Source organism: Panacagrimonas perspica, assembly GCF_004364935.1.
Taxonomy (GTDB): domain Bacteria; phylum Pseudomonadota; class Gammaproteobacteria; order Nevskiales; family Nevskiaceae; genus Panacagrimonas; species Panacagrimonas perspica.
The window spans coordinates 304480-317119 of the sequence record NZ_SOBT01000010.1; the positions used below are offsets into that span (position 1 = coordinate 304480).

14 protein-coding genes are annotated in these 12640 nt (G+C 66.9%); 6 read left to right on the plus strand and 8 right to left on the minus strand.

The window, feature by feature from the left end:
- The first annotated feature begins 219 nt into the window (after positions 1–219).
- From DFR24_RS18180 to DFR24_RS18190, 3 genes are all read left to right on the plus strand, one after another.
- Positions 220–666 carry a nuclear transport factor 2 family protein gene (locus DFR24_RS18180; protein ID WP_162851308.1) on the plus strand — a complete coding sequence of 149 codons (447 nt, stop codon included), beginning with the start codon at positions 220–222 and terminating at the stop codon, positions 664–666.
- 39 nt (positions 667–705) lie between these two features.
- Positions 706–1593: a pirin family protein gene (locus tag DFR24_RS18185; protein WP_210772385.1), complete on the plus strand. Its 888-nt coding sequence runs from the start codon at positions 706–708 to the stop codon at positions 1591–1593.
- A gap of 189 nt (positions 1594–1782) precedes the next feature.
- Complete coding sequence (locus DFR24_RS18190; protein ID WP_133882838.1) at positions 1783–1971, plus strand: hypothetical protein; 189 nt, start codon at positions 1783–1785, stop codon at positions 1969–1971.
- A 171-nt stretch (positions 1972–2142) separates the two neighbouring features.
- Here the strand turns inward: DFR24_RS18190 and DFR24_RS18195 are convergent, their stop codons facing one another.
- Both DFR24_RS18195 and DFR24_RS18200 read right to left on the minus strand, forming a co-directional pair.
- On the minus strand, positions 2143–3075 hold the full coding sequence (locus DFR24_RS18195; protein WP_133882839.1) for a hypothetical protein: 933 nt from the start codon (positions 3073–3075) through the stop codon (positions 2143–2145).
- On the minus strand, positions 3069–4451 hold the full coding sequence (locus tag DFR24_RS18200) for a glycosyltransferase family 2 protein (RefSeq protein ID WP_210772386.1): 1383 nt from the start codon (positions 4449–4451) through the stop codon (positions 3069–3071). Before DFR24_RS18200 ends, DFR24_RS18195 begins: the two co-directional genes overlap by 7 nt.
- A gap of 248 nt (positions 4452–4699) precedes the next feature.
- Between DFR24_RS18200 and DFR24_RS18205 the strand changes: the two genes are divergently transcribed.
- Positions 4700–5437 (plus strand): hypothetical protein, encoded by a 738-nt coding sequence (locus tag DFR24_RS18205; RefSeq protein WP_133882840.1) that lies wholly within the window; start codon positions 4700–4702, stop codon positions 5435–5437.
- Positions 5438–5521: 84 nt separating this feature from the next.
- On the opposite strand, the gene DFR24_RS18210 is transcribed toward DFR24_RS18205, so the two are convergent.
- The gene (locus DFR24_RS18210; RefSeq protein ID WP_210772387.1) at positions 5522–6406 is read right to left on the minus strand and encodes a haloalkane dehalogenase; all 885 of its coding nucleotides are present in this window, start codon (positions 6404–6406) and stop codon (positions 5522–5524) included.
- Positions 6407–6546: 140 nt separating this feature from the next.
- Positions 6547–7302, minus strand: a complete 756-nt coding sequence (locus DFR24_RS18215; protein WP_162851309.1) for a GntR family transcriptional regulator — start codon at positions 7300–7302, stop codon at positions 6547–6549.
- Between the two features lie 159 nt (positions 7303–7461).
- Between DFR24_RS18215 and DFR24_RS18220 the strand changes: the two genes are divergently transcribed.
- Positions 7462–8241, plus strand: coding sequence for an SDR family NAD(P)-dependent oxidoreductase (locus DFR24_RS18220; protein WP_162851310.1), 780 nt, complete (start codon positions 7462–7464; stop codon positions 8239–8241).
- Positions 8242–8280: 39 nt separating this feature from the next.
- On the opposite strand, the gene DFR24_RS18225 is transcribed toward DFR24_RS18220, so the two are convergent.
- Positions 8281–9207 (minus strand): sterol desaturase family protein, encoded by a 927-nt coding sequence (locus DFR24_RS18225; protein ID WP_133882844.1) that lies wholly within the window; start codon positions 9205–9207, stop codon positions 8281–8283.
- Between the two features lie 182 nt (positions 9208–9389).
- Here DFR24_RS18225 and DFR24_RS18230 point away from each other — a divergent pair, with 182 nt between their 5' ends.
- Positions 9390–10463 (plus strand): AraC family transcriptional regulator, encoded by a 1074-nt coding sequence (locus tag DFR24_RS18230; RefSeq protein ID WP_133882845.1) that lies wholly within the window; start codon positions 9390–9392, stop codon positions 10461–10463.
- A 79-nt stretch (positions 10464–10542) separates the two neighbouring features.
- Here the strand turns inward: DFR24_RS18230 and DFR24_RS18235 are convergent, their stop codons facing one another.
- The 3 genes from DFR24_RS18235 to DFR24_RS18245 all read right to left on the minus strand — a co-directional run bounded on the left by DFR24_RS18235 (position 10543) and on the right by DFR24_RS18245 (position 12587).
- Entirely contained in the window at positions 10543–11430 is an 888-nt protein-coding gene (locus DFR24_RS18235) for a pirin family protein (protein ID WP_133882846.1), read from the minus strand.
- Positions 11431–11563: 133 nt separating this feature from the next.
- Entirely contained in the window at positions 11564–11944 is a 381-nt protein-coding gene (locus DFR24_RS18240; protein WP_133882847.1) for a DoxX family protein, read from the minus strand.
- A 31-nt stretch (positions 11945–11975) separates the two neighbouring features.
- Complete coding sequence (locus DFR24_RS18245) at positions 11976–12587, minus strand: FMN-dependent NADH-azoreductase (RefSeq protein ID WP_133882848.1); 612 nt, start codon at positions 12585–12587, stop codon at positions 11976–11978.
- Positions 12588–12640 lie beyond the last annotated feature (53 nt).

Consider the following 12640-nt stretch of genomic DNA (forward strand, 5'->3'; position numbering starts at 1 on the left):
GTGCTCTCGGCTGAACGAAGGGGGAGAGGCGCGTGCGAAAGTGTCGCGACTCGGACACGCCATCCTACGGCTGCCGCTGCCATTCAAGAACTGATCGTTGTGCATCCATCACCATGAGCCGATTTCATGGTGAAGATTCCGCGACGAGCGGCACTCGGCATCGCCACGATCAACGACCATACTCGCGGCACCGCCCGTCAACTTCCGGAGCATGCAAGCATGGCCGACGACGCCCGCTGGACCGCTCGCAGCGAACACGAGCGCCTGCTGCTCGACGTGGTTCGCCGCTACGAACACACCTACAACACCGACGTCGAGAAACTGGTGCTCGACGTGTATGCGCACGACGTCGATCTCTACATGACCGGCGGCGAGATCCACGGCAAGGACCCATTCATGGCGGTGGAGAAGGCGATCCTCGCGGCGGCACCCAAGCGGCGCATGCGCGTCGACAGGGCGCACGTCTGCGGCGAACAGACCGTGGTCATCGAAGCCGTGATCCTCGACGATGCACGGCCCGATTTCTTCTCGCCGTTCTGCGCCATCTTCACGATCCGCGATGGCAGGATCGTCGAGGACCACAGCTATCTCGACCCCTCGCAGTGGCCCGGCATCGCTGCTGCTGCGCCGTTCGCGAGCCCCGGCGGCCTCGGCGCGCCGCGCTGATCCTTACGCCTGTCAACCCTAATTCACGACCCCATCGACATGAGCCAGGCCGTCCCGCAACGCATCGAGTCCAGCACCACCACCCTCGGCGAGGGCATGCGCATCCGCCGCGCGATCCCGACGCGCGAACGCCGCATGGTCGGGCCCTGGTGCTTCCTGGATCATTTCGGTCCGGTCGACGTCTCGCAGGGAAACGGCATGCGCGTCGGTCCGCATCCGCACATCGGCCTGCAGACCGTCACCTGGCTATACGAGGGCGAGATCTTTCATCGCGACAGCCTCGGCAGCCAGCAGCCGATCGTGCCCGGGCAGTTGAACCTGATGACCAGCGGTCGCGGCATCTCGCATTCCGAGGAATCACCGCAGCCGCGTCCCGCGGGAATGCACGGCCTGCAGTTCTGGATCGCGCTGCCCGACGAGGCACGTCACATTGCGCCCGCGTTCGATCACTACCCGAGCCTGCCGCGCGTACAGCACGGCGGGCTGTGCTGCACCGTGCTCGTCGGCCAGGCGCTGGGCGTCACATCCCCCGCCCGCATGCACTGGCCGATCATGGGGCTGGACATCGAGATCGCCGGCGCCGTCGACACGCAGCTACCGCTCGATACCGCGTTCGAGCACGCGGCCCTGGTCACGCAGGGCAGCGTCGAGATCGACGGCGAGATCATGGAGCCCGGCACCCTGCTGTATCTGGGCGATTCGCGCGCGCACTGCCGCCTGCGCACGCAGGGCGCGGCGCGGCTCGCGCTCATCGGCGGAAAGGCGTTCGAGCAGCCGGTGCTGATGTGGTGGAACTTCGTTGCACGCAACAAGGCCGAGCTGACGGCGGCATGTCGCGAGTGGAACGAAGGACACGAGAAGTTCGGCGCCGTGACCGGTTACGACGGCGCGTCGCTCGTCGCGCCGATGCCGCCCTGGGACGCCTGATCGCGGCGAAAGCTTGAGCTTCGCCGGCACACTCCCAGAACAAGCTCCGGATCCCGGCCTGGAGAGGCTGCCGATGCTGGAACGGGATGCGCACGCGCTGCTGGACGCAGCATCGCGGGTCAAGGTCATCGAGGCCTACGGCATGACGTCGGAGCGTGACGCCGACGCAACGACACAGCGGACCACCTGGTGAAACTGCGCCTGATGCGCTTCGTCGACGAGGGCCGCGCGCAGCTGTGGCTGACCAATCCCGGCCGCTACTGGGCGTTCAACGGCGGCTACATGGCGTTCCTGAAGGAAGAGCCCTACCGTGCTGCCAGCGCCTCGGGCGGCAAGGGCCGCAATCCGGAACTCGAACAGCTGCGCTGTATCTTCTGACGCTGCGCATGCGCACGTTCTGGTAGAGCTTCGGAATCTCGATCGCGAGTTTTCTCTTGTCGCTCCTGTCGATCTACTTCGCGGTTCGGTGTGGCGGAGCGTTGCTGGCACGGTGACAGCAGACGTCATCGAGCAGCCCGGACGAAGTCCGGAGGCTTCTTCTTCCACACATCACCAGGATCCGATGAAGCTCAGCGTGGCGGCGCAGTAGCGGTAGCCGTCGTCGGCGGCATCGCCCGCCAACCCGCCCGTGTTCGAGCACTGGGCTTGCGCCTCGAGGCCATAGTGGTCCGTGAACCAGCCCCGCAGGCCGATTTCGGCGCCGTAGAGGTTCTCGCTGCCGTTGCCGTCGATGCGCTGCCGGCCGCCGCTGGCCCGCAGCGCGAGCTGCCAGCGCTGATCTGCCAGAGGTACCACGTAGCGCAGCCACAGTTCCGCCTCCTCGAGTCGCCGCGGGCTGAAGTACCCCACGCCGGGCGCGTCGGCATCCACGCGCTTTGCTCGCAGCTGCGCGCCGAAACCCGCCCAGGCCTCCGACGCGTAATCCAGCCGGAAAACGCGCCCGAGCCGCTCGTTCCCGTCGTCGAACGACTGGCCGAAGGCGGACACGATCAGCGTCAGCAGCCCCCAGAACCGGTAGTCGCCCGACAGCCCATAGGTGTCCACGTGGTTCTCGTCGCGCACCGCGCGCACCGTGTCCACCAGTTCGCGGTCCGCGAACGCCTCGAAATACCACGTCGCATCCGGCTTCCAGATCGCGCTCACGCCGCCGAGTACCGGCGACCAGTCGGACCCGATCAGCGGATTCAATCGCAGCTTGACGCGCGTGCGTTCGGTGGTTGGCGCCTCGAAATCCAGGCGCAGCGCCTTGAACGATTCGCTGCCGTCGTCCGACTCGAGGTGGCGCCAGCCGAGCCAGGCCGCGCCGCTGCTGTCGGCGGCGACCTGTGGTAGTGCGCGCTGGTAGCCCGCGTAGAACCACTGCTGCGACTGGTGGTCGGTGTCGTCGCTCGCGTGCGCCTCACCGAGCACGCGGTAGTCGTACGCGCCGGCGGTAGCGGGAAGGCAGAGCACCGCGAGCGCCGACAGGCGCCCGATCACCACGACTTGCGCCGGTTGAACAGCTCCGATGCGTAACCGACCAGGCTCGCCGGCGACAGGATCAGCTGATAGAGCAGCGTGAAGAAGACCACGCCGAGTAGGTTGCGTCGCACGCGCAGTCCGTAGCGCCGGAATATGGCGCGTTGCTTGAGGAACATCAGGGCATTGACGAAGGCGGCGAGTGGGATGAGCAGGAGCGTGAGCACGCCGACGATCAGGTAGGACTGGAACACCAGCGCCGCTATCACGCCCGGAACAAACACGAACAGGTACGCGAGGTCCAGGAACGGGAACGCGAGATTGAGATAGACGAACGGCAGGTTCATGCGCGGGTTGGCGAGGATGCGCGGATACCGCTTGAACGCTTCGATAACGCCGCGCGACCAGCGCTTGCGCTGGCGGTAGTAGGCGCCGTACGTCTCGGGCACGTTGGTGAACACGAAGGCGTTCTCGGCGTAGCCGACCCGATAGCCATCCTCCAGCATCGCCCATGTCAGGACAATATCCTCGCCGACCGTCTCCTGCCATCCGCCCTGCGCCAGCAGCGCTTCCTTGCGGTAGATCGAGAATGCACCCTGAGCCACGAGCGTACCCTGGAACAGCGACTGGATGCGCTTGACCACCGCGATGCCGAGGAAATAGTCCCATTCCTGGAGCCGCGTGATGAAGTTCACGCGCGAGTTGCGGACCAGCACGGTGCCGGCCGTCGCGGCCGTGTTCGGCGGGCTCTGGAGCTGGTTGACCACAAGGTTCGCCAGCGCATCACGAAACAGCGTGGTGTCCGCGTCGACGGTCAGCACCAGGTCGTGCGCGGCCCGCGCCAGGCCGGCATTCAGGGCGCGGGCCTTGCCGCCGTTCTGCGGCATTCCGATCAGCTCGACGGCGAAGTGTTCCGGGTAGTCCCGAGCCTCGACATAGCGCTGAACGCGCGCGCGGGTGGCGTCCGTCGAGCCGTCGTCGATGACGAGAATGTGTACCGCGCTGTCGTATTTCTGGCGCGCCAGCGAGGCGAGCGTGTCCTCGATGCAGGCTTCCTCGTTGTACGCCGCGACCAGCACGGTTATCGGCGGGAGCACCGCCACCGCGGCGAACACCGGGCGTCGATCCAGCAGCAGGCCAGCCAGCAGGAAGGAGTTGGCAAGCCCCGGCAGCAGGGCCACGCCCGTCACCAGGACCCAGGCCAGCGGCCGGCCCATGATTGCCGCGATACCCGCGATCCACGGCAACGCGATCCAGACGCTCAGGGAGAACCAGGCGAAACCGAAAACGAGCGCGAGGACCAGCTTCCACCGGACCGGCACATAAATCGCCCGGTCGCGGGTGGAGCGGCGGGTGGCGGACGCCGGAGCGGCTCCGACGGCATCGATCAGACTGGTCAAGGAAGCGGGGTTCCGGGGTTGCGGGGCGCGCGTACCGGGCAATTACCGTACCGCTCGCCCGGAGACGGTTTTCCGACACGCATGGCCTCCTGTCCCGGACGTCCGGTGGTAATCGGCGAGGCCGCCATCCCCGGTTCGGCAACCGTCCGCGGGTGCCTGCAGGACGCTCGCGAAGGCCCCCGGCGGACGGCGACGCCCACGTGGCACGGTTCGCGCTGCGACAATCGCCTACGAAACGGGAGATTCCGATGCGTTGTTCCCTGCAGACCTTGATGCTGCTCGCGGGCCTCGTGTCCGGGCCTTGCGCCGCGGCCACGCCTCTGACCGAGCTGTACAAGAGCACACCCGCGCCCCCGAAGGATCCGGCGACGGCGCTGGCCTGGGTCAAGGACGGGAAGGTCGTGGCGCCCGAGATCGTGACGCTCGAATCCAATCTGCAGGCCGCACAGGCGACGGCGTTGGCCGAGGCCACCAAAGCCGCTGCCGGCGCCCCAGCGGCGACGCCGGATACGGCCGCCGTCAGCACGGCCGCGGCCGGCTATCGCGCCTACGTCGCTGCCAACGAAGGAGCGAATGCGCCAGAGGCGGTCCTGGGCGGCCGCGTGAAATGGCTGGCCAGCCGATTCAGCGGACTGAAGAAGCGCGTCGCCGGCACCGACCGCGCGACCGAAGTGCGTGAGCAGGAGCTGGCAGCGTATCGCTCGCTGTTCGCCGACTGGCAGACACAGCGCACGCCGATCGTCAGCAAGGCGCAGGCGGAGCTCGCCGCCGCCGGCGAACCGACCGCGATTGCTTCACCGGAGAGCCGCGCCGCGGTGCAGCGCTACCGGGCCGCGATGATCAACGAGGTGGAAGTGTTGCTCGGCCTGACGCGCTTCTCGGTCGAACGTGCAGCGGGACTCGAATCGGCTGACGCGTCGACGGTCGAGAGCGGCAACACCTTGTGGGACCTGATGACGGACACGCGCAAGCGGCCGCGATCGTGAGTGCCCCGTAGCCCGGACGCAGTCCGGGGTTGTCGCTGATCGATGAAGCGGAATCCCGGACTGCGTCCGGGCTACGGGGCGTGCTCAATGCACGACGCGGGCGATCCACTCCGCGATGCCGCGCCCGATGACGTCCGGCGCGTCCTCCTGCAGGTAGTGCAGGCCCGGGCCGATGTCGACGCTCTCCAGCATCGGCAAGGTTTCGCGGTAGCGCGCGGCATCCGCCGGCGTCACCAGGATGCCCGGCGTGCCCCAGAACAGCAGCTTCGGCACCTTCGAGCCACGCAGCCAGTCCATGTACGCCTGCGCAGCGGCGACCACGTCCGCGGGCTGCCCTTCGATGGGCAGGTCGCGCGGAAAGCTCAGCATCGGCTTGCGCGAGGCACGCTCGCCGAACGGCGCGCGGTAGTGCGCCATCTCGGCTTCGGTCAGGCCGCGCGCGACGGCGCCCGGCAAGACCTTTTCGATGAACACGTTCTGGTCGAGCACCAGTTCCTCGCCCGCACCGGGCGTGCGGAAGGCCTGGAACAAGGGACGAATGCCTTCGGGCCAGTCGTTCCAGGATTTCACCGGCGAGATGAATTCCATCATCGCGATGCCCTTCACGCGTTCGGCATGGCGGCGCGCCCAGTTCAGTCCGAGCGCCGAACCCCAGTCGTGGATGACCAGCGTCACATCACCGAGTCCCATCTTCTCGATGAAGGCGTCGACGTAGCGCACCTGATCCTCGAAGCGATACGCCAGATCCGGCTTGTCCGACTTGCCGAAGCCGACGAGGTCCGGCGCGATGCAGCGCGAATTCGCGGCGACGTGCGGAATGATGTTGCGCCACAGATACGAGGACGTCGGATTGCCGTGCAGGAACAGCACCGGCGATGCGTCCTTCGGGCCCGACTCGATGTAATGCATCTTCGAGCCGAGCACGTCGACGTAGTGGGGCGGGAAATCGTAGCGATCGCTGAGAGGCATGCGGGGCTCCATTGCGGACATCGGGAGGTGTGCCCGGCTGGGACCGCAGTCGGGCAATTTGCGATGCCGACGTTTTACTGGGTTTCTTCGGCGCCGAGCAGTAGGGCAATCGCCTGTCGCCGCGCGGAACGGGACCCCGGCTATTCCGCCGCGAACGCGTCGTCCGGCAGGTTCTTCACCTGCAGGCGGCTGCGCCGAAGATGACTGACGACGATGCGATAGGCCTCGCGGCTGTTGCCGGTGCGCATCGCGTCGTACAGCACGCGGTAATCGGCGAACTGGCGCTCGCGATCGGCCGTCGAAAGATAGGGGTAGACCTGCATGCGCAGGATCTGCGTGGGCACCGCAGGGTGGATGCGGGCAAGTTCACGATTGCCCGCAACGTCGAAGATCGCCTCGTAGAACGCGTTGCGATCGATCGACAGCAGCACGCGATCGCCGATCGGTCCGTGCTCGCTGAGCTTCTCGTACGCCGCTTTCAGACGGGCACGGTTCTCCGGCTTCTTCATGTGCATGGCCGCCAGCCGCGCCGCCAGGCCCACGACCGCCTGCAGCGCCTGCAGCATGTCGACGACCTCGCGGCGCGTCATCAGGCGGATGTAGGCGCCCCGATGCCGGCTCAACTCGACGATGCCCTCCGCCGACAGGCGCTTGAGCGCCTCGCGCACCGGGCCGCGACTGACCCGGTGATCACGCGTCATGTCCGCCTCGATCAGCCGCTGTCCCGGCACGAAGCGCCCCAGCAGGATGCCGTGCTTGACCGCGTCCACGACCTGGTCCGGTGAACTCGGGCCATGGCTTTCCGTCTCCGCGGGAATCTCCATCTCGGGCTCAGCCGCGCGCACGAGCGGCGCGGCCTTGCGTTTGGCAGCGCGGCTGGTCGCAGTGGCATTCATCAGCGGCTTCTCCCTTGTCCCGACGTCCCCGACCATCCCCGGCGACCGCCCCGGGTCCCGTTGTTCGTCAGGCAATATTGTCCTACGCTCCGCCGACTTTCCATCCCGGATGGCACCTCATGGGCTTTCGGGAAACAACCAGAATCTGGAGGCGGGACCATGGGTCGAGTGTCAGGCAAGGTGGTGCTGGTGACCGGCGCAGGCGATGGAATCGGCAAGGCTACGGCCAAGCTGTTCGCCAAGGAAGGCGCGAAGGTCTTCTGCGTGTCGCGCACGGCGTCGAAGCTCGAGACGGTGGTCAAGGACATCAAGGGCGCTGGCGGCGACGCGGCGTTCTTCGCCGCGGACCTGTCCAAGTTCGAGGGTGCCGAGGGCGCTTTCAAGGCGGCGATCGCCGCCTACGGCCGTATCGACATCCTGGTCAACGCCGCGGGCGTCGGCTACAGCTGGGAAGAGAAGAGCCCTGGCTCGATGGCCGAGACGGCCACCTGCGAGCCGGAGAAGTGGCGCGAGGTGATGGGCATCAACCTCGACTCGCTGTTCTACGTCTGCCGCCTCGTGGTGCCGCAGATGCAGAAGCAGCAGAGCGGCGCGATCGTCAACGTGGCCTCGATCTACGGAATGATCGGCGTGCCCAACGCGCATGCGTACACGGCATCCAAGGGCGCGATCATCAACTACACGCGCTCGCTGGCCGTCACCTACATCAAGGACAACATCCGTTCGAACTGCCTGTGCCCGGGCTTCATCGACACCGGCATGGTCGCGTCGGTGACACCGCTGTTCAAGGATCCGGCGATCGGCAAGCAGATTTCGCCGTCCGCGCGTCCGGGTACCGCCGAGGAGATGGCGTACTCCTGCCTGTTCCTCGGCTGTGACGAGTCCAGCTATTGCAACGGCACGATCCTGGTGGCCGACGGCGGCAGCATCTCGCAGTAGTCGTTCACGTAGCCCGGACGAAGTCCGGGAAGCCGTCACTCAGCTAAGCAGCGCATCCCGCTCTTTCGCTCCGCGAAATTCAACGTCCGGGCTACGGTTCGGGCGCTGCCATTCCGGCGGCGCCCACAGGTGCTTGAGGCGCATCGCCAGCGGACCGCGCGTGAACACGTCGCGCCACATGTCGGCGAACTCGTGGAAATTGAGCACCAGGAAGTTCGCGCTGTGCGGCTGGCGCGTGGCGATGCCGTACTCGACCTTCTCCTGCTCTTCCTCGTACGTGCCGAACCAGCGATCGAACAGGATCAGCACGCCGCCGTAGTTCTTGTCGATGTACTGCGCGTTGCGGCCGTGATGCACGCGATGGTTCGACGGCGTGTCGAACACATACTCGATCCAGCGCGGCAGCTTGCCCACGCTCTCCGTGTGCACGAAGTACTGGTAGCAGAGGTCCACCGCGTACAGGAAGAACACCACCGGAGGCGGCACGCCCAGGAAGATCAGCGGGCAGAAGAACAGCCACCAGCCGGTGATCGAGTACAGCAGGCTCTGGCGCATCGCCGTCGTGAAGTTCATGCGCTCGCTGCTGTGGTGCACGACGTGCGCCGACCAGAACCAGCGCACGCGGTGGCTGGTGCGGTGGAACCAGTAGTAGCAGAACTCCACGCCGATGAAGATCGGCAGCACGGTCCACGCATTCACCGGCACGTCGAACAGCCGGTGCTGGTAGATCCACAGCGTCGCCACGCCGGTGATCAGCAGGTGCGCGCCCAGTTCGAACACCTGGTAGCTGCCGCCAAGCGACAGGTTGGCCAGGATGTCGCGCCACTCGAACTGCGCGCGCTTGCCGCGGCCGCGCATGACCTGCCACTCGATGGCGAACGCGATCAGGAAGACCGGCGACATGCCGATCAGCAGCACCTGCTTCCAGTCCACGTCCGGACCCAGCATCTGCACCAGGGTTTCCATTGCGCGCTCCTCGTCGTTCTTCGATGGCGCATGGTCGCGTCGCGGGCCGCGTCGGGGCTTGACCCTGGCCGCCTTGTTTTTGACATTTCTCGCCATCATCTGAGGGCGCCGTCGCCTGCACCCCGAGACCGGGTCATCGGGCATCCTGATGCAACGGCAGCGAACGGGGGGTGGGGATCGGCATGAGGGGAAGGCGGACACAGGCGACAGGCGATGCATCGGCGCCGCAGCCGCGTGCGGTCCGCGCCAACGCGGCACGCGGTGTCGTTCCCGCCAGCTATGTCCGCCTGCTCTACGAATATCTCGAAAACCGGAACATCGACGCGGTGAAGCTGCTCGGAGAAACGGCGCCCGAACCGACCGGGCCCGCGCCGGGCCGCTACCCGGTGGAGCGATGGCGCCGTCACCTGGAAAAAGCTGCCGCGCACCTGCAGGACGACGATCTGGGCCTGCACCTCGGCCGCACCGTGACGCCGCGACATTTCGGTGTCATGGGCTACGTGCTGCTGGCCTGCGGCACGCTCGGCGCGGCGCTCACGCGGCTGCACCGGTACCAGCGGCTGGTCTACGACGTCAGCCCGATGCGCTTCGAGACGCACGGCAATTCGGTGACGCTCGAATGGGGAACGGAGAACGGACGGCCGGGCCGTCTCGTCGATGAGACGGCGATCACGGCGCTGGTGCAGTTCGCGCGCGATGTCACCGGCGCCGTCGACACGACCATCGACGAGGTCCACTTCGTCAACGAACCGCCGGCCAACCCGGCGTCCTACCGCCGCTATTTCGGCGGCCAGGTGCGGTGGGAGCAGGACGCCACGCGCGTGAGCCTGCCGCTATCGCTGCTCGCGCGTCCGCTGCGCCAGCCCGACGCGGCGCTGCTGGGCCTGCTCGAACAGCAGGCCGAAACGCTGCTCGCCGATCTGCCCGAAGCCGGCGATCTCGAACAGGCGGTACGTCGCGCGGTCGGCTCGACGGTTCGCGAAGGCGAGGTCACGCTCGAGCGCATCGCCAGCGCGCTGCACCTGTCGCCGCGCACGCTGCATCGCCGGCTCGATGCGCTCGAACTGGGCTTTCGCGAACTGCGCGACGACACCCGGCGGCGCCTGGCGGAGCAGCATCTCGCGGATCCCGGAATGGGCATCGCCGAGGTCGCGCTACTGCTCGGTTACTCCGAACAGAGCGCGTTCACCCGCGCGTTCAAGCGATGGACGGGATCGACGCCGCGCGCGTTCCGTCAGGAACAACACACGACGTAGCCCGGACGAAGTCCGGGAACGCCGCGCTTTACGGAGCGGGAACCCGGACTTCGTCCGGGCTACGGTTCAGCTGGACACCTCAGGCCGCGACCTTCGCGAAATCGCCGCGCTGATAATCCTGGATCGCCTGCTCGATCTCTTCACGCGTGTTCATCACGAACGGTCCGTACTGCACGATCGGCTCGTTCAACGGCCGCCCGGCGACGAGGATGACGCGCGTCTCCTCCGCACCGGCCGCGATCACCATGCGATCACCGGCCGACAGCACGCCGGCTGCCTGTCGCGGCAGCGCGCGTGCGGAGTCGCCGTCGCCGATGATGGCCGCGCCCTCGTAGCTGTACACGAAGGCCGTGTGGCCCGTCGGCAGCGCGTGTTCGAAGCGCGCGCCGGCCGGCAGGTGCAGATCGAGATACAGCGGATCGGTGCTCAGCGGACGTTCCGCCGAATTGATCGGCCCACTCGTGCTCGTCTCGCCCGCCTTCACCGTGCCCGCGATCACCTTCACGTGGCCGCCGCCCGGCAGCGCGACCACCGGAATCTCGCCGGCCGGGATGTCGCGATACCACGCCGCCTTCATCTTTTCCTTCGCCGGCAGGTTGAGCCAGAGCTGGAACCCGCGCATTCGGCCGCTCTCCTGCAACGGCATCTCGGAATGGATCACGCCGCGCCCGGCCGTCATCCACTGCACGCCGCCCGGTCCGAGATCACCGACGTTGCCGAGGTGATCCTTGTGCTGCATGCGGCCGTCGAGCATGTACGTGACGGTCTCGAACCCGCGATGCGGATGCGGCGGGAACCCGGCGATGTAGTCGTCCGCGTTGTCGGTGCCGAACTCGTCGAGCATCAGGAACGGATCGAGGTAGAGCCCGCGCTGGCTGCCGATGCTGCGGCGCAGCTTCACGCCGGCGCCGTCGGACGTCTCCACGGAGCGGATGACCTGGGCGAGGGTTCGCGTGTTCGTGTTCATGGTGTTCTCCACGTTGGGGTCGAGTTCCCGGATTGCGAGAGCCGTTGCCCGGGTGCAACCCGGGGCTTTCACTCTGACAAGCCTTCTCCAAATCGGACCGCAAAAACTTCCCGGGTTGCACCCGGGCTACGAATCAGGCGCGTCGATCCAGGCTGTACGCACCGGCACCCTGGGCCACCAGCAGCAGGAAGCCGCCGGCGATCGAGACGTTCTTCAGGAACATCGTCATCTGGATCGCGTCGTCCGGCTTGAAGTGGAACAGCGCGGCCGAGACCAGGCTGAAGCCGGCCAGCAGGAAGGCGAAGAGCCGCGTCTTCCAGCCGACGATGATCGCCAGCGCGCCGAGCACTTCGAGCGCGATCACGATGGGCAGCAGCGCACCGGGCACGCCTTGCGAGGCCATGTAGCCCGCCGTCCCTTCATAGGCGCCGATCTTCTGCAGACCGGCGAGCAGGAACAGCGAGGCAAGCAGGACGCGGCCAACGGGTGCGGCGAGGATCTGGATCTGGTTCATGGAAAATCTCCTGGGTGGATGAGGGTGAGGGTTACGCGGCGAGCCGCGCGATGGAATCGTTGGCCTGCTCGATCGCACGCGCCTTGAGGTCGGCGCTGATCGCCAGGCCCTCGGCGTACACGAACTCCACGTCTTCGATGCCGATGAAGCGCAGGAAGTCGCGGACGTAGCTCGTCTGCGTGTCCAGCGGCGTACCGGCCAACAAGCCGCCGCGCGCTGCCAGCACGTACACCTTCTTGCCGGTGATCAGGCCGACCGGGCCATCGGCGGTGTAGCGGAACGTCACGCCGGCGCGGGCCACGTGATCGAAATAGGCCTTGAGCTGTGAAGGCACGCCGAAGTTGTAGAGCGGCAGGCCGAGGACGATCACGTCGGCCGCGCGCAGCTCGTCGATCAGCGTGTCGGAGTAGTCGACCACGGCCTGCTGCTCGGGCGTACGGGCTTCCGGCGCGGCCAGGAAGGCGCCGAAGCGGCGCGCATCGAGATGCGGCACCGGGTCGCCGGCCACGTCGCGGGTGACGACGCGCACGTCGCCATGGCTCGCCCGGAAGCTGTTCACGAAGCGCTCGGACAGCAGGCTGGACTGACCCTTGCCGGAATAGAGGCTGGCATTGATCTGCAGGAGGTTGAGCGGCTTGTTCATGTGGTTTCTTCCGTCGTGGTGAGGGTGTGCGCCCATTAAATGGTTTCCAGATT